The organism is Collimonas humicola, from assembly GCF_018304945.1.
Lineage (GTDB): Bacteria > Pseudomonadota > Gammaproteobacteria > Burkholderiales > Burkholderiaceae_D > Collimonas > Collimonas humicola.
This window is the reverse complement of sequence record NZ_JAGQEE010000001.1, coordinates 885,736-909,718: the sequence shown is the minus strand read 5'-3', so window position 1 is coordinate 909,718 and position 23,983 is coordinate 885,736. Positions and strand designations below refer to the sequence as shown.

At 61.3% G+C, this 23,983-nt stretch carries 19 protein-coding genes; 10 read left to right on the top strand and 9 right to left on the bottom strand.

What is annotated here, in order from left to right; genetic code table 11:
- Nucleotide 1: 1 nt before the first annotated feature.
- A complete protein-coding gene (locus KHU30_RS04105) occupies nt 2–2,686 on the bottom strand; it encodes a TonB-dependent receptor plug domain-containing protein (RefSeq protein ID WP_211441342.1) in 2,685 nt (894 codons plus the stop codon).
- 119 nt (nt 2,687–2,805) lie between these two features.
- Here KHU30_RS04105 and KHU30_RS04100 point away from each other — a divergent pair, with 119 nt between their 5' ends.
- From KHU30_RS04100 to KHU30_RS04085, 4 genes are all read left to right on the top strand, one after another.
- Nucleotides 2,806–3,060 carry a hypothetical protein gene (locus tag KHU30_RS04100; protein WP_211441341.1) on the top strand — a complete coding sequence of 85 codons (255 nt, stop codon included), beginning with the start codon at nt 2,806–2,808 and terminating at the stop codon, nt 3,058–3,060.
- A 235-nt stretch (nt 3,061–3,295) separates the two neighbouring features.
- Nucleotides 3,296–4,837: a CYTH and CHAD domain-containing protein gene (locus KHU30_RS04095; protein WP_211441340.1), complete on the top strand. Its 1,542-nt coding sequence runs from the start codon at nt 3,296–3,298 to the stop codon at nt 4,835–4,837.
- A gap of 109 nt (nt 4,838–4,946) precedes the next feature.
- Nucleotides 4,947–5,171, top strand: coding sequence for a hypothetical protein (locus KHU30_RS04090; protein WP_211441339.1), 225 nt, complete (start codon nt 4,947–4,949; stop codon nt 5,169–5,171).
- An 18-nt stretch (nt 5,172–5,189) separates the two neighbouring features.
- Nucleotides 5,190–5,924, top strand: coding sequence for an rRNA pseudouridine synthase (locus KHU30_RS04085; RefSeq protein WP_211441338.1), 735 nt, complete (start codon nt 5,190–5,192; stop codon nt 5,922–5,924).
- Between the two features lie 13 nt (nt 5,925–5,937).
- Here KHU30_RS04085 and KHU30_RS04080 read toward each other — a convergent pair whose 3' ends face one another.
- The 5 genes from KHU30_RS04080 to KHU30_RS04060 are packed head-to-tail and all read right to left on the bottom strand — an operon-like array spanning nt 5,938 to nt 10,864.
- Nucleotides 5,938–7,215: a DUF445 domain-containing protein gene (locus KHU30_RS04080; RefSeq protein ID WP_211441337.1), complete on the bottom strand. Its 1,278-nt coding sequence runs from the start codon at nt 7,213–7,215 to the stop codon at nt 5,938–5,940.
- Between the two features lie 40 nt (nt 7,216–7,255).
- Nucleotides 7,256–7,894: a PqiC family protein gene (locus tag KHU30_RS04075; RefSeq protein WP_211441336.1), complete on the bottom strand. Its 639-nt coding sequence runs from the start codon at nt 7,892–7,894 to the stop codon at nt 7,256–7,258.
- Entirely contained in the window at nt 7,891–9,528 is a 1,638-nt protein-coding gene (locus KHU30_RS04070; RefSeq protein ID WP_211442196.1) for a PqiB family protein, read from the bottom strand. Before KHU30_RS04070 ends, KHU30_RS04075 begins: the two co-directional genes overlap by 4 nt.
- Nucleotides 9,528–10,241, bottom strand: a complete 714-nt coding sequence (locus tag KHU30_RS04065; protein ID WP_211441335.1) for a paraquat-inducible protein A — start codon at nt 10,239–10,241, stop codon at nt 9,528–9,530. Before KHU30_RS04065 ends, KHU30_RS04070 begins: the two co-directional genes overlap by 1 nt.
- Entirely contained in the window at nt 10,238–10,864 is a 627-nt protein-coding gene (locus KHU30_RS04060; protein WP_211441334.1) for a paraquat-inducible protein A, read from the bottom strand. The genes KHU30_RS04065 and KHU30_RS04060 overlap by 4 nt, the downstream gene beginning before the upstream one ends.
- Nucleotides 10,865–11,111: 247 nt before the next feature.
- On the opposite strand from KHU30_RS04060, the gene ribA reads away from it, so the two are divergent.
- Nucleotides 11,112–11,786 (top strand): GTP cyclohydrolase II, encoded by a 675-nt coding sequence (gene ribA / locus KHU30_RS04055; RefSeq protein WP_211441333.1) that lies wholly within the window; start codon nt 11,112–11,114, stop codon nt 11,784–11,786.
- A gap of 38 nt (nt 11,787–11,824) precedes the next feature.
- Here the strand turns inward: ribA and fusA are convergent, their stop codons facing one another.
- On the bottom strand, nt 11,825–13,945 hold the full coding sequence (fusA, locus tag KHU30_RS04050) for an elongation factor G (protein ID WP_211441332.1): 2,121 nt from the start codon (nt 13,943–13,945) through the stop codon (nt 11,825–11,827).
- A 203-nt stretch (nt 13,946–14,148) separates the two neighbouring features.
- Here fusA and KHU30_RS04045 point away from each other — a divergent pair, with 203 nt between their 5' ends.
- The gene (locus tag KHU30_RS04045) at nt 14,149–15,969 is read left to right on the top strand and encodes an aminopeptidase P family protein (protein WP_211441331.1); all 1,821 of its coding nucleotides are present in this window, start codon (nt 14,149–14,151) and stop codon (nt 15,967–15,969) included.
- 15 nt (nt 15,970–15,984) lie between these two features.
- Here the strand turns inward: KHU30_RS04045 and KHU30_RS04040 are convergent, their stop codons facing one another.
- The gene (locus KHU30_RS04040; RefSeq protein ID WP_211441330.1) at nt 15,985–16,194 is read right to left on the bottom strand and encodes a SlyX family protein; all 210 of its coding nucleotides are present in this window, start codon (nt 16,192–16,194) and stop codon (nt 15,985–15,987) included.
- Between the two features lie 470 nt (nt 16,195–16,664).
- Here KHU30_RS04040 and KHU30_RS04035 point away from each other — a divergent pair, with 470 nt between their 5' ends.
- The 4 genes from KHU30_RS04035 to KHU30_RS04020 all read left to right on the top strand — a co-directional run bounded on the left by KHU30_RS04035 (nt 16,665) and on the right by KHU30_RS04020 (nt 22,514).
- Entirely contained in the window at nt 16,665–18,014 is a 1,350-nt protein-coding gene (locus tag KHU30_RS04035) for an MFS family transporter (protein ID WP_211441329.1), read from the top strand.
- Between the two features lie 70 nt (nt 18,015–18,084).
- Entirely contained in the window at nt 18,085–19,881 is a 1,797-nt protein-coding gene (locus tag KHU30_RS04030; RefSeq protein WP_211441328.1) for a sensor histidine kinase, read from the top strand.
- Entirely contained in the window at nt 19,881–21,233 is a 1,353-nt protein-coding gene (locus KHU30_RS04025; protein ID WP_211442195.1) for a sigma-54-dependent transcriptional regulator, read from the top strand. The genes KHU30_RS04030 and KHU30_RS04025 overlap by 1 nt, the downstream gene beginning before the upstream one ends.
- A gap of 138 nt (nt 21,234–21,371) precedes the next feature.
- Nucleotides 21,372–22,514 carry an acyltransferase family protein gene (locus KHU30_RS04020; protein WP_211441327.1) on the top strand — a complete coding sequence of 381 codons (1,143 nt, stop codon included), beginning with the start codon at nt 21,372–21,374 and terminating at the stop codon, nt 22,512–22,514.
- Between the two features lie 54 nt (nt 22,515–22,568).
- Here KHU30_RS04020 and KHU30_RS04015 read toward each other — a convergent pair whose 3' ends face one another.
- Nucleotides 22,569–23,927 carry a TCR/Tet family MFS transporter gene (locus KHU30_RS04015; protein WP_211442194.1) on the bottom strand — a complete coding sequence of 453 codons (1,359 nt, stop codon included), beginning with the start codon at nt 23,925–23,927 and terminating at the stop codon, nt 22,569–22,571.
- Between the last annotated feature and the right edge of the window lie 56 nt (nt 23,928–23,983).

Genomic DNA, 23,983 nt, shown 5'->3' with positions numbered 1-23,983 from the left:
CTTATTTGAACGCGTAACGCATGTTCACATAAAAATAGCGGCCGACCAGGTCATTGGTGCTCTGTACGAAATTGTCTGCATACGCCGTGTTGGCATATACCGGGCCCTTGTCGAACACATTGTTGACGCCGAAATTCAAGGTCATGTTGCGGTTGACCTTGGTATTCACGTTCAAATCCCATACGGTAAAGGAACCGATGCGGGCATTGGTGACGGCAGGATCCTGGGTATGCGTCGGATCATCGATGTTGAGCGTGCTGGCCTGGGTCCGGGCCGTCAGGGCAAGTTCCGTGCCGGCGTACTCATAGGCGGTACGGAAGGAGTTGCTCCAGCGCGGATGATTGATGGAGTCCAGCCGGCTTTGCGGCGCCGTGCCCGGCGTGATGCTCTGCTTGTAGCTTAGCGTGTAGTTGTTGACTTCGCGGAACTTCAACTTGCCCCAGCCCGCCAGCGCCAGTTCGTAGGAGAGGTCGATGTCCAAGCCCTGGATGTCGGTTTTGCCGACATTGATGTAAGGGGTAGTGACGCTGTTGATGCGCCCCTTGGTCAAGCCCGGATGCCTGGCTTCCAGCGCCGGATTGCGCGGATCGCGTCCGACCAGCGCGGCGTAGCCCGGAATGATGTCTTCATTGTCAACGATGTATTGCGGGTCCAGCGCCTGGATCGTGTTGCGCTGCTTGATCGCATACCAGTCGACCGATGCCGACAAGCCTTTGAGCGGCTGCAGCACCATGCCGAGCGAGTAGTTGTTGGCTTTCTCAGCTTTCAGATCCGGATTGCCGACCGAATACTGGCGCGGGCTGTAGCTGCAGTTTGCACCGGTATAACCGAGTGGCCGGCAACGGGCCCAGTCCGCAATGCCATTGGCATAGCCGGCGGTGGTCGAGCTGATTTCCGGCAGGGTCGGCGCCTTGAACGATGTCGTGGCGGAGCCTCGCAGCAGGATTTCCTTGCTCGGACGCCATGCCAGCGCGATTTTCGGATTGAAGGAGCTGCCGAAGTCGCTGTAGTGGTCGCCGCGCAAAGCCAGCTGCATCTCTACCTGTTTCATCAATGGCACATTGAATTCGCCGTAGAGCGAATAGATCGAGCGGCTGGCATTGCTGGCGGTAGCGCCGGCGTTGACGATATTGCCGGCGACATTGAGCGGGTCAGGGCGGTCGTCGATCGATTCGTGGCTCGCTTGCGCGCCCCAGGCGAAACCGACCGGCGCGCCGTTAAAGGAAAACAGTTCCGGCGCGGCCATCTTCCAGTCCAGGGTTTCCAGGCGCGAGACCGCTACCCGTTCGGTGGTGGTCAGCATCGGATCGACGACGCTGGCTGGATTCCAGTAGGCAAACGGATCGTAGCCGCCCTTGCCGAGCAGGCCGTTTTGCAAGGAGACCGTCGAGACGTCTTTCAGGACGGAATTGGAGGCAGCGTCCTTGAGGCGGTTCTGGTTCAGGCTGATCGCGCCTTCGCTGTCCCAGTTGCCGATCTGGCCGCGCCATCCGCCTACCAGGCGAATGGTGTCGCTGGTGATCTTGTTGACGGTTGGCGGCGCTTCATAGATGGCGCGGTACACGCGCAATTGATCGCCGGGCGTGAAGCCCTGCAGGGAACCGTCCGGGCTTGGCCCCGGCAGGTTGGCCAGGCCGGGATTGGTGGAGCCGGCAGTCTTGCCAAGGAATTGCGAATCAAAGCTCGGCAAAGCATATTGCACGCTGGTTTCACTGTGATTGAAACTGGCCTCGCCGAACAGTTCGTCCTGGCCGCTGAGCCGTTTTGTAAAGATCGCAGAGATCCCGCCGCGCAAGATCTTTGGCGACAGCTGCACTGTCTGGTTGTTGAAGCAGCGTGTGTCGCCGGTGCCGCTGCTCACGCCAATCGTGCCGCGGCAGCCGGGTATGGGGAAGCCAGGTTCGCCGGTTGTATAGTCGTTGAGGCTGCCCAGGTAGCGATCGATGCTGCGCTTGTCGCTGCCGCCAAAGCGGCTGAAATCGCGGTTGGCGGTGGCGTCGTGCTTATCGCTCAGCAAAGGATTGCGGCGGAACACGTCGACCGTCAGCAACAGGTTCTGGCCATCCTTGTCGAGATCGCCCCAACCGGCTGTGACGCTGGCGCTGGCAGTGCCGCCGTCGCCTTTTTGATTGGTGCCGAGATTGGCCGTGCCTTCAACACCTTGATAGTTTCTTTTGGTCTTGAAGTTGATCACGCCGGCCACTGCATCGGATCCGTAGATCGCGGAAGCGCCGTCGCGCAGGATTTCAACCGATTCAATCGCGGCCAGCGGCAGGTTGTTCAAGTCGACGAAAGAGTTTTCAGCACCGTCGGCAAACCCGTAGTTCGCCAGGCGGCGGCCGTTCAGCAGGATCAAGGTGTATTTTGCATCGAGTCCACGCAAGCCGACCGAGGCGGCGCCCTGGGCGAAGGAGGTGCTGCTGTTGCCGTCGAGACCGACCGACACCGAAGGCAGCTTGCTCAATAGTTCGAGGACAGTGCTGGCGCCCGATTTTTCGATTTCCTCCCGTTTGATCACTTCGACCGCGGTTGGCCCTTCTTTGTTGATGCGGGAGATATTTGAGCCGGTAATCGTGATGCGTTCAAGGCTGTCGGGGGAAGGGGCGGTTTGATCTGCGCCGAAGGCGAGGGGGTTGTGAGCGAGGCAAATTGCAGCAATTGCCGATGCCAAAAACTTCTTCTTCATCTGAAAAGCTCTCCACTTTGTTTATAAGGAAATGATCAATTTCGCTTCATGCTTTCGTTACGGCCAATTCGGTAAATTCGCCGTAGAGCATGTTTCGTTGTGCATTGTCGGAGTGGGCTGTGTACGTCCAAGCGACAAACGCTGACCCGCGTTTTGCAACGGTTTCGGTCATCGCCATTTCATTCTGTATCAAGTTGCGAGCAGATGTAACACGCATGAAATATTTAACTTTTTACGACTGTTTTTCGTTGTTTTATTTTCCGCGGATCACTATTTTCCCGGAAAATGTGATAAATAAATTTCTTTTTGGCAATGATTGTCAAGTGATTTTGACTGCTGAAGACGTGTTTATGGAAGAATTTAATGATAAATAAAAGAAAATATAGATTGATGGATAGAAATGTAAGCAAAAAATCTTTTATTGCTTGTATGCCATGAATGTAAAATGGAGAATTGTCCAATACTGCAGTGATTGCTTGTATTTCTTACAGTAAAAATGCCGACGCAAGCCCGCTAAGGCTGCATATACTGTGCATATGGCGTGACGGTCGCGATCGTGCCGCCGGGTAGCTTTGCCGCTGCCCACAATTTTGTTTAACATTGGAAAACATGGAAATCGAATTAAAACTGTTGCTGGATCCGGTCGATGTAAATCGTTTCCGACGCCACCCATTATTAAAAAAACATGCGCTGGACAAGCCGCAATCGCGGCAGCTGAACAGTATTTACTTCGATACCCCTGAGCTGTACCTCAAGCAGAACCACACGGCCTTGCGCATACGCCAGGTGGGGCGACGCCTGATACAGACTTGCAAAAGCGGTGGCCGGGTGGCAGCCGGCCTGCATCAGCGCCCCGAGTGGGAGTCGGAAGTGAGCGGCGCCAAGCCCGACCTGCCGGCTTTGCTTGGACTCATCGAAGCCGGATCGGCGGTGGCCAGGCTGATGTCAGCGCCGGCCCTGGCGGAGCGCCTGCAGCCGATTTTTACGACGCAGTTCCGGCGCACCATCTGGCTGCTGCGCCTGCCATCCGGCGCTGAAATCGAACTGGCGCTGGACCAGGGGGAAGTGATCCATGGCGATAAAACAATCCCAATCAGCGAGATCGAGCTGGAACTGAAATCCGGCGATTCGGCCAGCCTGTTCGATGTCGCCCTTGAACTGCAGAACAGCCTGCCGCTGCGCGCCGCCAATGTCAGCAAGGCCGAGCGCGGCTACGGCTTGCATTCGCCGCAAACGCCGGAAGCGGTGAAGGCGCTGCCGCTCAGCCTGTCGCCGGCATTGACGCTGGAGCAGGGCTTCCAGGTGCTGATGCATAACTGCCTGGCGCAGATACAGGGCAATGAAGACGGCGTGATGCATGGCAGCGATCCGGAGCACCTGCACCAGATGCGGGTAGGGTTGCGGCGCCTGCGCGCGACGCTGAGCCTGTTCAAGAAATTCATCCAGGCGCCGCCGGAGATCGCCGTGCAGCTGCGCTGGCTGGCCGGCGTGCTGGGGCCGGCGCGCGACTGGGAGGTGCTGGCGGCATCTACCCTGAACGACGCTGCCCGGCGCCGGCCGCATGAGCCGCAACTGGAGCATTTGCGGCAGCACACTGCCGGCGTCGCAGGCAAACACCGACATGCGGCCGCAAATGCGCTCGCTTCCCGTGCATATGCAAGATTACTGCTGTCGTTGGGAAGCTGGCTGGAGGGGCGGCGCTGGCGCCAGCAGCAAGGCGCCGAGCAGATTGCCGCATTGTCGATGCCGCTGAAAAAATTTGCGCGCAGCAAACTGCTCAAGCTGCAAAAGAAGCTGCTGGAACGGGCCAAGGGCATCAAGCGCCAGGGGCCGGCAAAGCGGCATCGGCTCAGGATCGCCGCGAAGAAGGTGCGCTATGCGGCAGAGTTCTTCGAATCGTATTTTCCGTTCAAGCGCATGCGCCCCTATGTGCAAGCCCTGAGCGAGCTGCAAGACCTGTTAGGCGTTTCGAATGACCGCAATGTCGCCGGCAGCCTGCTGCAACAGATCGCCGAACAGCGCCCGGAGCTGGAGCCGCACTGCGATCTGGCGCTGAGCCTGCTGGACGAGGGCGCCAGGCTGCGCACCTCGAAAATCCGACGGATCTGGCGCAAATTCGCCGAATTGGCGCCGCCCGCCAGGCACGCCTGAGGCCGATAACTTGGTCGCCAGCTCTGTTTGATGCGAAAATACGCCCGCCCGGCTTTTCCTGTAACGCAGTGGATGAAGGAGAGCAGGGCGGGAAACACAGGAGTTAATCATGACCTACGAAGAATATCTGGATGAAGTCACCACGCTGATGGTTGAGTTCTACGACCTCAAGGATGAGGCTGCGATCAAATACGTGATGCGGGCCCAGGCCGCTGATTTTTTCACCTTGCACGACGACGACCCGGCCATGCGTACGCTGGAGCGCGCGCGGGAAGACGCCAAGACCATTTACGAACAGCGCAACAAGTCGCGTCCGGAACTGTACCGCAAATAAAGATCAAGGCACTCATACATGACTGAATCCGTTCGCCTGGCAAAACAACTCGCCGAACAGCTTTCCTGCTCACGCCGCGAAGCCGAACAATACATCGAAGGCGGCTGGGTCAAGGTCGACGGCGTGCTGGTAGAAGAGCCGGGACATCGCATCGGCATCCGGCAGCAAATCGAATTGCTGCCGGACGCCACGCTGGAACCGCAAGACCCGGTCACCATCCTGTTCCATAAGCCGGCCGGGCTGAACCTGTTCGCCGAGACGCCGATGAGCGAACTGGCGGCGCGCCTGGTGACCGCGGACAAGCGGGCCGCCGACGATCGTGCCGAACTGCGCTTCCTCAAGCGCCACCTGAGCAACCTGAATCTGATCGAGCCGCTGGAAACGCTGGCCAGCGGACTGCTTATCTTCAGCCAGGACTGGCGCGTCACGCGCAAGCTGGTCGACGACGCCGCCAAGATCGAGCACGAATTCATCGTTGAAGTCGCCGGCGACATCGTCCCGGACGGCCTGAAGCTGCTGAACCACGGTTTGAGCTTCAACCGCAAGCCGCTGCCGCCGATCAAGGTCAGCTGGCAGAATGAAAAGCGCCTGCGCTTCGCCCTCAAGGCGCCGCAGCGCGGCTTGCTGGTGCATATGTGTGAACAGGTCGGGCTGCAAGCGGTGGCGATCAAGCGCATCCGCATCGGCCGCCTGCCGATGGCTGGCCTGGCGGTCGGCGAGTGGCGCTATCTGCTGGGCTACGAACGGTTCTGAGCGCCGGCCTTGCTTAAAGATGCGGCAACCATTGCCGCAGTTGGGAAATCAGGAACAGCAGCAAGCCGATCAGGCCGCCGACGATGCTGCCGTTGATGCGTATCCATTGCAGGTCCTTGCCGATGTTCAGCTCGATCTGCTGCGCCATTTCCCGGCTGTCCCAGTTTTTGACGGTATCGCTGATATGGCGGGTCAGGAAATCGGCAAAATCGGGCGCCATATTCTTCGCCGCTTCCTCCAGGTGCTGGTTGACCGATTGCCGGAATGCGGGATCGTCCGCCAGCGTCTTTCCCAGCCAATGGCCGGCGTCGGCGATATTCCGGTGCAGCAGCGAGTCGCTCCGGCGCAGGTCTTCCTTTAGCCATGCGCGCAGCGATCCCCACAGGTCTTTCAGATAGAGGTACAGGGTGGGGTCGTTGAGCAGGTAGGTTTTGATCTGTTCTCCTTTGGCGATGAATTCCGGATCGTCCTTGAGCTGTTCGATGAAGCGCTTGGTGAAGACGTCGAACCTGCCGCGCAAGGCATGGTTTTTATCGCTGCCGATCTCCGCAATCAGATGGCTTACTGCGTTGACGGCAATGTCCGCGCCTTGCCGGCCTATCCATTCGGATGGCAGGACTTTTTCTTTCAACGGATGATCCTGCTTGAGCCAGATCACGATTTCGCCGGCGATCAGTTCTTGCGTATCAGGATTTGCCAGCAAGCCGGCGCATTGCACCAGCGCTTCGTCCAGCAAAGCCTGGTGGCGGCCGTCCTTGGTCAGCTGGTCGAGAATCACGCCTGCCGATTGCGACAGGTCCACTTTTGCCAGCGTCGCGTGCAGCGCCCTTGTCATGAAACGCTGCACCGGAGCGTCCTCGATGAAGTCCAGGATGCGCTCAGCTTCCCTCAGCAGGTGGCGGCTGAAGTTTTCGGTATTGCCGGGGGCGGTCAGCCAGGCGGAGAGCAGCTTGGCCGGGTCGTGCTTGCGGATCAGGCCGGCGATCGATTCGACGTCGAAGAATTTATCCTTGACGAACAGCGCCAGGTTGTCCGCGATCTTGTCCTTGTTTTTGGGAATGATGGCGGTATGGCGCGACAGCAGAGGAATCGGCACGCGCCGGAACAGGGCGTGCACTGCAAACCAGTCGGCCAGCGCGCCCACCATCGCCGCTTCGGAAACGGCCTTGACCAGCTCGGGCCAGAAGCCGCCGGGCAGCAGCAAGGTGATGATAAATACGATGCTGGCGGCGGCCAGGAACAGCATCGCGATATTCTTTGATTTTTCCAGTTCCCGCCGTTTGTCCGTCATGGCTGCTGACCTGTCGTATCCGGATTACGGCGTCGCATCCTCAGCCCTGGCAGGCCGGCGTGGCGCCGCTCTTGAACGTGTTGACGTTGGCGGCGATGGCGTTGACCGCATCGGCCACTGTCCGTTGCACGCCCAGCACCAGGGCATCGATGCCGGCGGCGACCGGCTCCGAGACGGTCAGCCGGCAGGCGCCGGTCTTGGCGTTGTCCGAACGGGTGATGCTCCAGCTGTAGGTGGCTTGCACTTTATCACCCGGAGCCGCATCGAATTCACGCAGTTCGATGGCGATCCGGTAGACCGGCTGGTCGGTCGGCCTGCCGCTGCGGCTGACGTCGGTTGCGCCCAGGCGGTTGGCGAGACCGCTGGCGAGCGCATCGCGCAATTCGTTGTTGAAGGGCGACGACCAGCGTTCCTGTTCCAGGATGTCAACCCGGGCGCCGGCATTGGCGCCGCTGCTGCGCACCACCAGTTGCGGCCGCGCCAGGCGCTCCGGCAGGGCGATCGGTGACACTTCGATAAACAGGCGCGCATTCTGTGCCTGCGCCGGCACCGCCGCCGGCGGCGCCGACAGGGTATAGAAGCGCGTCGGGCTGGAGGCGCATCCGGCCAGCGCCAGCGCCGTTGCCAGGGTGAAGAGAGCGCCGCGCGCGCGGCTTGCTGTGGTCTTGGTCGATATCATTTATTGCTTTCCTCTTGCTTGCCGCGGATCAGTGACTCCGGATGGCGTTCCAGGTAATCGGTCAGGATGCGCACCGAGGCCGCCGAACGCGTCAGTTCCTGCAAGGTCTGGCGGATGTCCTGCTGCAGCGGCGAATTGTCGGACAGGGTGCGGTCGGCGTTGTCCAGCGTCTTGCGCACGTCCTTCATCGCCGCCATGATTTCCGGCGCGACGTCGTTGTTCAGGCTCTTGGTCAGCTGCTCGGCGTTGAGCAGGGTGCGGTTCATGGTGCCGATGGTCTTCTGCAGGTCGGCGGCGATCTGGTCGAACGGCACCTTGCTCAGCTTCTTGGCGATCTCGGCGATCTGCGACTGGATTTCATCCAGGCTGTTCGGGATGGTCGGCAACACGATCACGGAAGTCGAGGTGTCGATTTTGACCGGCGGCGCTTTCGGGAAAAAGTCGAGCGCGATATACAACTGGCCGGTCAGCAGGTTGCCGGTCCGCAGCTGTGCGCGCAAGCCGCGGCTGACCATGTATTCCAGCCGCTGCTTGGCGGTATAGGTGGAATGACGCTCATCCTCGGCATACTTGCGCCCCAGCCGCTCCGGATAGATCTGCACCGCGACCGGCATCTGGAATTCGCGCAGCTTGGCGTCGTACTCGATGCCTATCGATTTGACTTCGCCCAGCACCACGCCGCGGAAATCGACCGTGGTGCCCGGCGTCAGGCCGCGCAGCGACTGGTTGAAATACATGACCACGGTTTCTGACGGCCCGTCCGGCTCTTTCAGGGCGGCTTCTTCGTCCGGCGCCAGGTTGAAGGTGGTGTTTTCCTTGGCTTTCATGCCCAGTTCGTCATCCGGCGACTGGAACGCGATGCCGCCCAGCACCACGGTCGCCAGCGATTGCGTGCGCAGCTTGAAGCCGCTGGCGTTGATCTGCATGTCGAAGCCGCTGGCATGCCAGAAGCGGGTATTGACGCCGATGAACTTGTCGTACGGCGCATCGATGAAAATGCGCAGCGTCACGCCTTTGCCGTCTTCGTCCAGATCGTAGGCGGCCAGCTGGCCGACCTTGATGCGGCGGAAATAGATCGGTGAACCGATATCCAGCGAGCCGATATCGGTGGCGTGCAGCATGTACTGCTTGCCGCTGGCGTCGAGCCTGACGATAGGCTGCACTTCCAGGCCGGTGAACTCGTCCTTTTTATCCTTGGCGGTGCCGGCGTCGGCGCCGATGTAGGCGCCCGACAGCAGGGTGCCCAGCCCGGAGACGCCTGAAGCCGCGACCCGCGGCCGCACCACCCAGAAGCGGGTATCGGCGGCGGTGAAGCTCTCCGCTTCCTTCGACAGCTGGACGTTGGCCAGCACGTGCGAGCGGTCCTTGCTGAGGGTGATGGTCTGCACCAGGCCGATGTCGACATCCTTGTACTTGACCTTGGTCTTGCCGGCTTCCAGGCCTTCGGCGGTGCGGAAGGTGATGGTGATCGACGGCCCGCGTTCGACCAGGATCTTGACTACCAGCGTCAGGCCGACCACGGCGGCAACGATAGGAATCAGCCAGATCAGCGACGGCAGCCAGTCGCGCCTGCGGCTCAGCTTAGGTTCCGGCAGCGGCGGCAGGGGGGCTGGCGGGGTGTTCTCTTCACTCATCATGTGCTTTCACTTAATTGCTTATTTTCCTGCTGAATGCGGTTTTCACTGTTATCCCAGGTGAGGCGCGGGTCGAAGCTGAGCGCGGCCAGCATGGTCAGCACCACCACCGAGGCGAACGCCAGCACGCCGAAGCCGGCAGTGATCTTGGCAAAACCTTCAATCTGCACCAGCCCCGCCAGCAGCGACACGACGAACACGTCCAGCATCGACCAGCGGCCTATGATTTCCACCAGCCGATACAGTTTCGCTCGCTGCAGGCGGCGCCAGCGGCTCTGTTTTTGCGCCGCCGCGGTCAGCAGGATCAGCGACGCCAGCTTGAACAGCGGCACCAGGAAACTGGCGATGAAAATGATCGCAGCCAGCTCCCAGGAGCCGGAGACCCAGAAATAGATGACGCCGCTCATGATGGTGTCCTGCTGCACGCCCAGCAAAGTCTTGGTGACCATCACCGGCATCAGGTTGGCCGGAATGTACATGATGCAGGCAGCGATCAGCAGCGCCCAGCTGCGCATGATGCTATGCGGCTTGCGCAGGTGCAGCGCGGTGCCGCAGCGCTGGCAGTCTTCATGCTCGGCCACGTCCTGCCACACCGTGCCGCAATGGTGGCAAGACATCATGCCGTGGCTGGCGGCGGTATGCACCGCCAGGTCTTCGTCGCCGGCGACGATGATCGGATTGTCGGCATAATCGACATTGTCGGCGCTGTTCATGGCGATCCTTGCTGGCTGCCGTCGGCAAACGCCATCTGCCAGAAGCGGCGCGGATTGAAGGAAACCACTGCTGTCAGCAGCACGGTCAGCACGCCGAAGGCCCAGAGCGCCACGCCGGGCAGCACCGTAGCCATGTTCGACAGCTTGACCACCGCCACCAGTACCCCCAGCAGGAATACTTCCACCATGCCCCAGGGCCGCAGGTTCTGCATGGCATGCACCAGCCAGCGGAAGCCGGGCGGACTGCGCTCGTTGTGCAGCGTCAGCAGCAGGTACAGCAGGAACAGCAGTTGCAGCAGCGGGAACAGGATGGTGGTCGCCAGCACCAGCATGGCCACCAGCGACATGCCCTCGGCGTTCAGCGAGAGCACGGCGCCGAACAGGGTGGTCTGGCTGCGCAGGCCTTGCAGCTCGATTTCAACGATCGGGAAGCAGTTGGCGATGAAAAACATGATCAGGCTGGCCACGGTCAGCGGCAGGATGCGTTCGCGCTGGCGGCCGTCGTCGCGGTCCAGCTCGGCGCCGCAGCGCGGACAATGGGCTATCTCGCCGCGGCGCAGCTGCACCTTGCGGTACAGGGCATCGCATCCTTCGCAGGCAATCAGGTCTGGGACTTCGCGCATTGATAGTCTTCATTTTGAGTAGATGAGATTCTAGCAATAAATCCCTTCAAACACCGGGCAGAGTGTTGAAAACGCCGGATTAATCCCTATTTACGAGGTAGCGAGCGATTTGCGCGAGCTGCCGTCATACGTATATTTTCGAAAAATCGTAGAATGACAGCTGCGCCGGACAATGTTAAGCCACATATTATTTGCGGGCATGTCATTTATGCAATGACATGCCTTTTATTCACTTTGAATCTATCTGATGAGCACCACTAATAATAAAGGCAATCTACCTGCCGCCTCAGTCAATCAACCGCTGGAGTATGTGACCTCGTGCGCGCTGCCGACGCCATGGGCGACTTTCCAGCTGCACGCATTCTTCGAGCACAGCACCGGCAAAGAACATCTGGCCCTGACACTGGGTGAAGTCAACGACGGCGCGCCGGTGCTGGCGCGCGTCCATTCCGAGTGCCTGACCGGCGATGCGCTGTTCAGCCAACGCTGCGATTGCGGCGCCCAGCTCGAAGGGGCCCTGCAGAAGATCGCCGCCGAAGGGCGCGGCGCCATCTTGTACCTGCGCCAGGAAGGGCGAGGCATCGGCCTGATCAACAAGCTGCGCGCTTATCATTTGCAGGATGGCGGCGCCGATACGGTGGAAGCCAACCAGCAACTGGGCTTTGCCGCGGATCTGCGCGACTACAGCCTGTGCGAAACCATGCTGGAACACCTGGACATCACCGCGCTGCGGCTGATGACAAACAATCCGCGCAAGGTGGCTGCGCTGCAGAAAATCGGCATCAACGTGGTCGAACGGATTCCGCTGATGCTCAACCGTAATCCCTTCAATGCCAAATACCTGGATACCAAAGCCGCCAAGCTCGGGCATCTGCTGCCGGTCGACGGCCTGGAGCGGGATCTCGACGAAAACGAGCTGTAAGCGCTGGCCGGGCTGAGCTGCCCGGCCGGCAGCGACTGTCAGTGCCTGGCGTTCCCTACGTGCTTGGCATTGATCACGGCGTCGGTCACATTGGCCGGCGCTTCCGCGTAGTGCTTGAACTCCATCGTGTAAGTGGCGCGGCCCTGGGTCAGCGAGCGCAGCGTGGTGGAGTAGCCGAACATTTCCGCCAGCGGCACTTCGGCGCGCACGATCTTGCCGACTCCGCCCGGGATGTCGTCCATGCTCTGGATCATGCCGCGCCGCGACGACAGGTCGCCGATGACGTCGCCCATTTTTTCTTCCGGCGTTTCCACCTCGACTGCCATCATCGGTTCCAGCAAGGCCGGGCTGGCCTGGCGGCAGCCATCCTTGAACGCCATCGAGGCCGCCATGCGATAGGCATTCTCGTTGGAATCGACATCGTGAGAGGAGCCGAAGAACAAGGTGACCTTGACGTCCACTACCGGATAGCCGGCCAGCACGCCGGTAGCCAGGGTTTCGCGTACGCCTTTTTCCACCGCCGGTATATATTCGCGCGGCACGGTACCGCCCTTGATGGCGTCGACGAATTCAAAGCCCTTGCCGGGCGTTTGCGGCTCGATCTTGATCACCACGTGGCCGTACTGGCCGCGCCCGCCCGATTGCTTGATGAACTTGCCTTCGCTCGATTCGCATACCTTGCGGATGGTTTCGCGGAATGCCACTTGCGGCTTGCCGACCGAGGCATCGACGCCGAACTCGCGGCGCATGCGTTCCACCAGCACTTCCAGGTGCAGTTCGCCCATGCCGGAAATGATGGTCTGGCCGGACTCCTCGTCGGTCTTGACGCGGAACGACGGGTCTTCTTCGGCCAGGCGGCTCAGCGCCACTCCCATCTTTTCCTGGTCGGCCTTGGTTTTCGGCTCTACCGCCTGGGAGATCACGGTATCCGGGAACACCATCTTTTCCAGGGTGATGATGCTGCCGGGATCGCACAGGGTATCGCCGGTGCTGGCTTCCTTGAGGCCGACCGCGGCGGCGATGTCGCCGGCATACACCTCGCTGATTTCGGTGCGATGGTTGGCATGCATCTGCAGCACGCGGCCTATCCTTTCCTTCTTGCCTTTGTTGGGGATGAAGACCGAATCGCCCGACACCAGCACCCCGGAATACACGCGGAAGTAGCTCAGATGGCCGACGAAGGGATCGGTCATGATCTTGAAGGTGAGGGCTGAGAATTTCTCGTCGTCGCTGGCGCGCCGCTCGACCACCAGGTCGTCGCCATCGTGCCCCTTGACCGGCGGGATATCCGTCGGCGCCGGCAGGAAGTCGATCACGGCGTCGAGCAAGGCCTGCACGCCGCGGTTCTTGAAGGCGCTGCCGCACAGCATGGGCACGATTTCGCCGGCGATCGTACGCTGCCGCAAGGCCGCCTTGATTTCCTCTTCGCTGATGTCTTCGCCTTCCAGGTATTTTTGCATCATGGCGTCGCTGGCGTCGGCCGCTGCTTCCATCATGCGGCCGCGCCACTCTTTCGCGCTTGCCTGCAGCGCCGCGGGGATGTCGATGTACTCGAACTTGACGCCCTGGGTGGCGTCGTCCCACATGATTGCCTTCATCTTGATCAGGTCGACCACGCCATGGAAGTTTTCCTCGGCGCCGACCGGGATCTGCACCAGCACCGGATTGCCCTTGAGGCGCTCGCTGATCTGCTGGTGCACGCGGAAGAAATCGGCGCCGACCCGGTCCATCTTGTTGACGAACGCCAGCCGCGGCACGCCATACTTGTTGGCCTGGCGCCAGACTGTTTCGGATTGCGGCTGGACGCCGCCGACCGCGTCGTACACCATGCAGGCGCCGTCCAGCACTCGCATCGAGCGCTCGACTTCAATCGTGAAATCGACGTGGCCCGGGGTGTCGATGATGTTGATGCGGTGAATGGGATAATTGCCGGCCATGCCCTGCCAGAAGCAGGTGGTGGCGGCCGAGGTGATCGTGATGCCGCGTTCCTGCTCCTGCTCCATCCAGTCCATGGTGGCGGTGCCGTCGTGCACTTCGCCGATCTTGTGGCTGACGCCTGAGTAAAACAGGATGCGCTCGGTAGTAGTGGTCTTGCCGGCGTCGATGTGGGCGCTGATGCCGATGTTGCGATAGCGCTCGATGGGGGTTTTGCGGCTCATGACGATTTCCTCTGTGAGAAATTATGATGATCAGAATATTTTGCAGCGGCTGTGACGTCAGAGCTTACTCGTTTTTTTGATTGTCAGTTGGGTAGGGCGCAAGGCTCCCGTTCCTGCTTGTGCAATGGTATGCTTGACAGCTTAGCGGTAAGTGACTCTCCCTAATTGAATTGTCCGAATTTCCATTCTGCCCACACTCAACGATGAACTCCAGAACCTTCTCCCAAACTACCGCCGCGCCGCGCATCCAGCTGCTGCGCGATGCCATGAAGCGCCACAATGTCGATGCTTGCCTGATTCCGTCGGCCGATCCGCATCTGTCCGAGTACCTGCCGGGACGATGGAAGGGCCGGGAATGGCTGTCGGGATTCACCGGATCGGTCGCCAACCTGATCATTACCGCCGATTTCGCCGGCCTCTGGGCTGACAGCCGTTACTGGTCGCAGGCCGAAGCCGAGCTGGCCGGGACCGAAATCGTCCTGATGAAAACGCCCACCGGCAGCAGCCTGCTGCACCTGGACTGGCTGTCGAACAACCTGCAGGCCGGCCAGACATTGGCGGTCGATGCCGCGGTGCTGGGCCTGGCCACGGCGCGCGCGCTGGAGCAGGCTTTGACCAAGGGCGGCAGCAAGCTGCGCACCGATCTCGATGTCCTCGGCGAGATCTGGAGCGAACGGCCAGGCTTGCCCATGGCTGAAATCTATCAGCACGACGCCGCCTACGCACCGCTCACGCGCGCCGCCAAGCTGGCCAACCTGCGCCAGGCCATGCAGCAGCAGGGCGCCGGCTGGCATTTCATTTCGACCCTGGACGATATCGCCTACCTGTTCAACCTGCGCGGCGCCGACGTCAATTTCAATCCGGTATTCCTGGCCCACGCACTGATCGGGCCGCAGCAAGCCACGCTGTTCGTCGCCGACGGCAAAGTCCCGGAGGCCTTGCGCGCGCTGCTCAGCCAGGACGACGTCGTGCTGGCGCCGTATGCGCAAGCCACCGAAGCTTTGGTGGCGTTGCCGGCCGATGCCGTCCTGCTGCTCGATCCGCGTCGCGTCACGCTGGGGTTGCGCCAGGCGGTCGGCGCCACGGTCAAGGTAGTGGAAGCGATCAACCCGACCACCTTCGCCAAGTCGCGCAAGAGCGCCGAAGAAGTCGTCCATGTGCGCGCTGCCATGGAGCAGGATGGCGCTGCCTTGTGCGAATTCTTCAGCTGGCTGGACCAGGCGATCGCCAGGCGCGAGCAGGAAGCCGTCACCGAGTTGATGGTCGACACCCACATAACGGCTGCGCGTGCGCGCCGGCCCGGTTTTGTCAGTCCGAGCTTTGCCACGATTGCCGGCTTCAACGCCAACGGCGCCATGCCGCATTACAAGGCAACTGCCGAATCGCACGCAACCATCAGCGGCGAGGGCCTGCTGCTGATCGATTCCGGCGGCCAGTATGTCGGCGGCACCACTGACATCACCCGCATGGTGCCGGTCGGCCAGCCCTCAGCCGCGCAGAAGCGCGATTGCACGCTGGTGCTGAAAGGTGTGATTGCGCTGTCGTCGGCGCAATTCCCGCGCTCGCTCAAATCGCCGATGCTGGACGCCATCGCGCGCGCGCCGATCTGGGCCGCCGGCATCGACTACGGCCACGGTACAGGCCACGGCGTCGGTTACTTCCTGAATGTGCATGAAGGTCCGCAGGTGATTGCCAACAGCGCGGCGCCGGAAGCGCATACCGCCATGGAGGCAGGCATGATCACCTCGATCGAGCCGGGAATATACCGTCCCGGCCGCTGGGGCGTGCGGATTGAAAACCTGGTGCTGAACCAGGAGGCGGAGAGCACGGAGTTTGGCGACTATCTGCGCTTCGAGACGCTGACCCTGTGTCCTATCGATACGCGCTGCCTCGACGCCAGCCTGTTGCGCAGCGACGAGATAATCTGGCTCAACGCTTATCACGCCGAAGTACGCTCGCGCCTGTCGCCGCATGTGCAGGGCGACGCCAAACAGTGGCTGGAAGAACGTACCCAGCCTTTGTAGAGCCGAGTGATCAGATCAGTAGTGCGGAGGCCGCTCGTTGGCGGCCTGGTTCGCATTACTGTTGTCGGCGGCATCCTTGATACGCTGCGCCAGCGCGGCGCACAGCGTTTCAAGCTGGTCTATCTTCAATTGCTGACGATATACCAGCTTGTTCAGCTCATCGAGCAGGTCGTCCTGGCGCGTCAGCTTGATTTCGATGTCGACCATGCGTTCTTCTTGAGTCATAGTGTTCCCTATAGCGCTTGCTTGATTTTTGCAGCGCAGATGGTAGCGCAATAGCGTCTGCCGTACCTGAATATTCGATTCCGGAATCAGGTCCGGCCGGGCGGAAAACCGCAAGAAGGGTAGCGGCGATTCCGGATTTCCGCACAAAATTCACCTGGCGCCCGCCATTCTGCTGAAAAAACCTTCAATAAATCAATCACTTGGCTTTTTCTGGCGGGTTGGCATGAAGTCTGCAAAGGCAACTATAAAAATATAATCCACAGGAGACAAGCATGCCTCGCAACACCGTTTTTTCGCAGCGTGCCCGTACCGGGCTCCGTCATTTGGCGCGGCGCCGACCCCAGCCGTAAATTCCCCCTTTGCTAGTTGTGCCTCCTGAATGGCATGATGTCACTTGCGCATCAGCACAAGTTGCCTCAATACGGTCGTTGCCAGGATTGTACAAAAAACATTAAAACCAGGAGATAACCATGTCCGTGCTTCATCCTTCCGATCCTGCCGCCGCCGCGGATACCCGCAAACGCATTTTCGCCATCGTGGGCGCTTCCTCCGGCAACCTGGTGGAATGGTTCGATTTCTACATCTATTCCTTCTGCGCGATCTATTTTGCGCCGATGTTTTTCCCCAGCAGCAATCCGACCACGCAACTCGCCAACAGCGCCGCCATCTTCGCGGTCGGCTTTTTCATGCGGCCCATCGGCGGCTGGCTGTTCGGCCGCATCGCCGACAAGCATGGCCGCCGCACCGCCATGATGATCTCGGTGCTGATGATGTGCGGCGGCTCGCTGATGATCGCCTGCCTGCCGACATACTCCAGCATAGGCATCGCCGCGCCCTTGCTGCTGTTGCTGGCGCGCCTGTTCCAGGGCCTGTCTGTCGGCGGCGAATACGGCACCAGCGCTACCTATATGAGCGAGGTTGCGCTGGAAGGGCGGCGCGGCTTCTTTGCCTCGTTCCAGTACGTGACGCTGATCGGCGGCCAGCTGCTGGCGGTGCTGGCGCTGGTGATCCTGCAGCAGCTGCTGACTTCGGAACAATTGCATGCCTGGGGCTGGCGCATTCCCTTCGTGCTGGGTGCGATGGCGGCGTTGGTCGCGCTGTACCTGCGCAAATCGCTGAGCGAAACCTCGACCGCCGAGACCCGCAAGAACAAGGATGCCGGCACCCTGGCTGGCTTGATGAAGCATAAACGGGCATTCCTGACGGTGGTCGGCTTCACCGCAGGCGGTTCGCTGATTTTCTACACCTTCACCACCTATATGCAAAAGTACCTGGTGAACACCGCCGGCATGAGCGCCAAGACCGCCAGCACGGTGATGACGGCGGCGCTGTTCGTCTACATGCTGATGCAGCCCTTGTTCGGCATGCTCTCCGACAAGATCGGCCGCCGCACCTCGATGCTCTGGTTCGGCGCCCTGGCCACGGTCGCCACCGTGCCTATCCTGCATGCGCTGAAAGACGTCGCCAATCCGTATGCGGCGTTCGGACTGGTGATCGTGGCGCTGTCCATCGTTAGCTTCTATACCTCCATCAGCGGCCTGATCAAGGCGGAAATGTTCCCGGCGGAAGTGCGCGCGCTGGGCGTCGGCCTGTCGTATGCGGTCGGCAATGCACTGTTCGGCGGCACCGCGGAATATGTGGCGCTGGAACTGAAGGGGATGGGTTCCGAGTCCACTTTCTACTGGTACGTATCGGTCATGTGCGCGATCGCCTTCATCGTCGCCTACAAAATGCGCGACCCGAGCAAGGAAGGCTATCTCAAGGACGTGCGGCTGGAAACCCGTCAATTTGCGCCGGACGGCGCGGCTGCGGGCCGTTAAGGGGCTGCGCGGCGACGGCTTTGCAGGCGCCGCCGCCATTGTTTGTCATGCTTGACTTGCGAATGCCGCCATGAAATCGAGAAAGCAGCTGTGGTTGCCGGCGCTGGCGCTGATTGCGGCGCTGGCCGTGCTGGCCGCCACCTACGTGCTGGCGGCCAGGAAAGCCAGCAACGATATCGGCGAAGCCAGCGAACGCCAGCTGCAGATCATCGCGCTGGACCTGGAATCGGTGCTGCAGAAATTCGAGACCTTGCCGTTCGCGCTGGGTTTTCAGTCAGACGTCCTGCGGGCGCTGGCGCAGCCTGACGACCTGCAGAACATCCAGCGCCTCAACCAGGCACTGCAACTGATACAGCGGCAGTCGAAAGTGGTGGCGATCTTCATGCTGGACCGCAAAGGCATGACGCTGGCTTCCAGCAACTGGGACAGCAGCGTCAGTTTTGTCGGCAGGGATTTCGGCTTCCGTCCGTATTTCCGGGAGGCGATCAAAGGCAATCCCGGACGCTTCTACGGCATCGGCAACGCCACCAACGTTCCCGGTTACTTCATCGCCCAGCCGATCTATGCCAGCGCTGCGGACTACGGCGCCAATGCGGTGCTGGGCGTGATGGCGATCAAGATCGACCTGACTGAGTTCGAGCATACCTGGCGCAGCAGCGAAGAGCCGATCACGCTGGTCGACAGCAGCGGCGTGGTGTTCCTCAGCAACCGGCCGGCCTGGAAGTATCACAGCCTGTATTCGCTGGACGGCCAGGTGCAGCAGAAGCTCGCCGGCACCCACCAATATGCCGACCAGGCCATCACGCCGGTGAGTTCCTTGTCGAAACAGCAAAGGACCGAGTTCGGCCAGCACGTCACGCGCAATATCGGCAGCCTCGGCTGGCAGCTGATGCTGTTTCCCTCGCAAGCGCGGATCGCCCGCATCGCCATGCTGTGGACGCTGGCGGCGGCGCTGCTGCTGGCGATCGCGGCGATTTCCCTGTGGGCTGTCTACCAGCGCCGGCGGCGCCTGGAAGAGCGCCTGACCTCGGCAGAATATCTGGACCGCACCATCGCCCAAAGAACCCAGGAGCTGATGGTGGCGAATCAAACCTTGGAAGCGAAATACGCCAAGCTGAAGGAAACCGAGCATCTGCTGCGTTCGACCCAGAACAAGCTGATCCAGGCCGGCAAGCTGGCGATGCTGGGGCAGATGGCGGCCGGCATCGCCCACGAGCTGAACCAGCCGCTGGCGGCGATCCGCGCCTTTGCCGACAACGCCATTACCTTCCTGGCGCGCGAGCAGCGCGACAAGGCGGCGGAAAACCTCGGCCACATCAGCAACGCCAGCGCGCGCATGGGCAAGATCGTCGGCCAGCTCAACGGTTTTTCCAGGAAAAGCCATGAAGCGGTGGCGGCGATCGACCTGTCGAAATCGATAGAGGCTGCCGCGCTCCTGCTGGGCAACGAATTCCAGACCCACGGCACCGAGCTGCGCATCGATATCCGCGACCCGGCCCAGGTGGTGGGCGATTCGGTGCGCACCGAGCAGGTGCTGATCAACCTGTTGCGCAATGCGCTGGACGCGGTGGATAATGCCGGGCAAAAAATCGTCTCGCTGGTGCTGGAACGCGATGCCGGCGAGGCAGTGATCCGCATCCGCGATTCCGGGCCGGGCATTCCGGCGCAGGTCGCCCTGCATCTGTTCGAGCCGTTCTTCACCACCAAGCCTTCCGGCAAGGGGCTGGGGCTGGGCCTGGCGATTTCATCCTCCATCGTGCAGGCGATGAACGGCCGCCTGGCGGCCAACAATCACAGCGAGGGCGGCGCCGAATTCGTGCTGCGCATACCTTTGCTGGAATCAGTAGAAAAAGCGATGGAAACATGATGGAAATGCAGGCGGCGGCATTGGAAGCGGTACTGATCGAGGATGAGCAATCGGTGCGCGAAGCGATCGCGCAGACGCTGGAGCTGGGCGGCTTCACCGTGCACGCCTGCGGCAGCGTGGAGCAGGCGCAGGCATGGATGACGACGGGATTTGCCGGCGTCATCGTCACCGATGTGCGCTTGCCCGGCCGTTCCGGCCTGGAATTGCTGACCCAGGTAGCAACGCTGGATCCGGACTTGCCGGTCATCGTGGTGACCGGCCACGGCGACGTCAGCATGGCAGTCGAGGCGATGCGCGCCGGCGCCTACGATTTCATCGAGAAGCCGTTCGGCGCCGAGCGCTTGCTGGAAACCGCGCACCGGGCGCAGGAAAAGCGCAGCCTGATCCTGGAGAACCGGCGGCTCAAGGCGGCCTGGGTGGCGCATCCGGACATGCCCAGCCTGATCGGGCAGTCGGCGGCGATCGAGCGGGTCCGCACCATGATCCGCAGCGTCGGCCCCACCATGGTCGATATCCTGATCAACGGCCCGACCGGCAGTGGCAAGGAAGTGGTGGCGCGCCAGCTGCACCTGGCCAGCGGCCGCCAGGGGCCGTTCGTCGCCATCAATTGCGGCGCCTTGCCGGAAGCCGTCTTCGAGAGCGAGATTTTCGGCCACGAAGCAGGGGCTTTCACCAGTGCCCAGAAACGCCGCATCGGCAAGCTGGAGTATGCCAAGGGCGGCACCGTCTTCCTCGACGAGATCGAATCCATGCCGCTGGCCCTGCAAGTGAAGCTGCTGCGCGTGCTGCAAGAGCGCAAGCTGGAGCGCCTGGGCGGCAACGAGGCGATCGCCATCGATTGCCGCATCATCGCCGCCAGCAAGGCCAACCTGCTGCAGATGAGCGCGCAGGGCAGCTTCCGCGAAGACCTGTATTACCGCATCGGCGTGGTCAGCATCGACTTGCCGCGCCTGAACGAGCGGCGTGACGATATCCCCTTGCTGCTGGCGCATTTCATCCAGGGCGCGGCGCTGCGCTATCAGCGGCCTTTGCCGCAATGGAGCCTGGCGCAGATGGCGCAATGGCAAACCCGCGACTGGCCCGGCAATGTGCGTGAGTTGCGCAATTTCGCCGATCGCCTGGTGCTGGGGGTGGCGGAAGGCGTGGCCGATCCGGTCCCGGGCGGCAGCGCCGGCTTGCCGCCTGGCGCCTCGCTGCCGCAGCAGCTGGAAGTCTATGAGCGCATGCTGATCGCCGAGATGCTGGAAGCCAGCGGCGGCAATGTCGCCAGCGCCGCCGACCGCCTCGGCTTGCCGAAGAAAACCCTGTATGACAAGATCAAGAAATACCAGCTGTCGGTGGGGAAAAGCTGACCGCGCATGATAAATATCATGTCGTCCGGTCAACTGTGTGCATTATGTCAACGCCGTCAAGTGTTACAAAACGATATTATGCTGGACAAGCGCGACTGAATCTTTATCATTGGCATCTTTTTTAACACGGATGTAATAATGAGCGTTTCACCGCAAACTGCAAGCTCATCCTCCGCGCCTGATCGCAATACCAATTTTCAATTCGGCTTCATCGATCTGCTGAAGGTAGTGGCAGCCCAGTTAATCGTTCTGCATCACCTGGCGTTCTACGGCCCGATGGCCGATTACGTGCGCCCGGTCGCGCCGACCCTGATCGGGTGGCTGGATAGCTACGCCCGCATCGCGGTGCAGGTGTTCCTGGTGGTCGGCGGCTTCCTCGCCGCCAAGTCGCTGTCGCCGCAGGGCAATTCCGGCATTGCCGATCCCATGCGCGTTTTGTGGCGGCGCTACATGAAGCTGGTGCCGCCGTTCCTGATAGCGACCGCGCTGGCTGTCGGGGCGTCAGCCTGGGCAGCTTTGTGGATGAACCATTATTCGATTTCGGCCATGCCGACGGCGCTGCAGCTGGCCGCGCACGCGCTGCTGCTGCACACGGTGCTGGGCTATGAATCGATTTCGGCCGGCGCCTGGTATGTCGCCATCGATTTCCAGCTGTACGCCTTGCTCACCGTGCTGCTGTGGTTTACCGGCAGCGTCGCCAGCCGCCGTTCCGCTTCGTGGCTGGCGCCGGTGCTGGTCGTGATCGGCGTTACCGCCTCGCTGCTGTACTTCAACCGCGACGCTGCCTGGGATGCCTGGGCGCCGTATTTCTTCGGCAGCTACGGCCTGGGCATCATCGCCTGGTGGGCGCGCGATCTTAGCCGCCGGCCGGCGATGGTGGCCTTGTTGCTGGTGGCGATCGTGGTACCGGCCTTGTGCGCGCTGGCCATCGATTTCCGTGTCCGCATCGCGGTAGCGCTGATGGTTGCCTGCGCGCTGGTGCTGGTGAGCCGACGCGGCATGCTGATGTCGCGTCAGCGCCTGTCCTGGATCCGTGCCTTCGGACGCATTTCGTATTCCATTTTCCTGGTGCATTTCCCGGTGTGCCTGGTGATCAACGCCGCCTTCGCGCGTTTTGTGCCGCCGCAGCCGCTCTACCAGGCTATCGGCATGCTGATGGCATGGGCCGCCAGCCTCGCCGCCGGCGCGATTTTCTACCGCTGGGTGGAAATTCCCTTGAGCCGCCTGTCGGCGCGCGCATCCGGCCGCAGCATGGCCTTGCCGGCGACCGCAGCGGCGTAAACCCTGCCGCCGGGGCCGCCATCAACATAGGTGGCGCCGGCAGCATGTCATCCATTACATGGCTTCTTCAGTTTCCTGCCGGTTTTCTGCCGGCTGGGATTCCGTGCGTGCATGACGTTGCCGCCGGAAGTGCAGAAACGCCAGCACCAGCGCAATCAGCTGCAGCGCCGCGCAAAAATAAAATGGCGTGCCGATGCGCCAATCGCCTTTCGGCAGGTGCGATACCGCGCCCAGCAAGGGGGCGGCGATGATAGGCGCGACCACCGCCATCAGGCTGTTCAGCGAGCTGACCGCGCCCAGCGTCTGGCCCTGGCTATGCGAATCGACCGCGCTGGAGATGATGCTCTGGATCGACGCATTGACCGTGGCGCCGAAGATATTGGCAAAGATCACCGCATACATCATCCAGCCCTGGCTGGCGGCGCCCCACAGCAGATAGGCGGCGGTGGACGACACCAGGCCGATGACCGCCAGCCGCTGCGGACTGAAACGCTTCAGCAGCGGCCCCAGCAGCACGCCTTGCACCAGCACCGACATGATGCCGACCGCGGCCAGCGACTGGCCGTTTTCCAGCGGTCCCCAGCCGAACTTGAAGGTGGTGTACAAGACCCAGATGGTGAACAGCATGAATTGCGCCAGGCCGTTGCAGGCAATCACCGCCACCAGCGGGCCGACCGTCTTCAGGCGCGACAAGGCCTGCAGTGATGTCAGCGGATTGGCGGATTTCCAGCTGAAGGCGCGGCGCCGGTCTACCGGCAGCGACTCGGGCAGGACGAAGTAACCGTAGGCCAGGTTGACCAGCGCCAGGCTGCCGGCGACGATAAAGGGCAGGCGCAGGTCGACCGCACCGAGCAAGCCCCCCATCACCGGTCCGATGATGAAGCCGACGCCGAACATGGCGCCTATCATGCCGAAGCGCTTGGCGCGCTGCTCCGGAGGAGTGATATCGGCGACATAGGCGTTGCACACTGCGGCATTGGACTGCATGGCGCCGCCGACCAGGCGCACCACGATCAGCATCCACAGGGCAGTGGCAAAAGCCGTGGCGAAGAAATTCAGCGCCAGTCCGCAAAAACCCAGCAGCAAAACCGGCCGCCGGCCATGGTTGTCGGACAGCGCGCCCAGGATGGGCGAACCGAAAAAATTGGCCAGGCCGAAGGCAAACGCCACGGCGCCGTACCAGAACGCCTGGTCGGCATGGGTGCCGGTGAACTGGCCGACCAGCGCCGGCAGGACCGGAACGATCAGGCCGATTGAAATCATGTCGATCAACACTGTCAGCATGATGAAGGGCATGGCAGCCTCGCGGGCGCGATGCTGGGGCGGGGTGGTGGTGTCGGTCACGCTGTGCTGCTCCGGTAGGTAGTGTTGGGTCGTTGCGGGCTCAGTGAATGCCAGGCTGCCAACCGTCATCATATCCAAAATAAGGCGTTGCAGCCCGCATTGCCGGAAATGTTCCAAACGTCTGG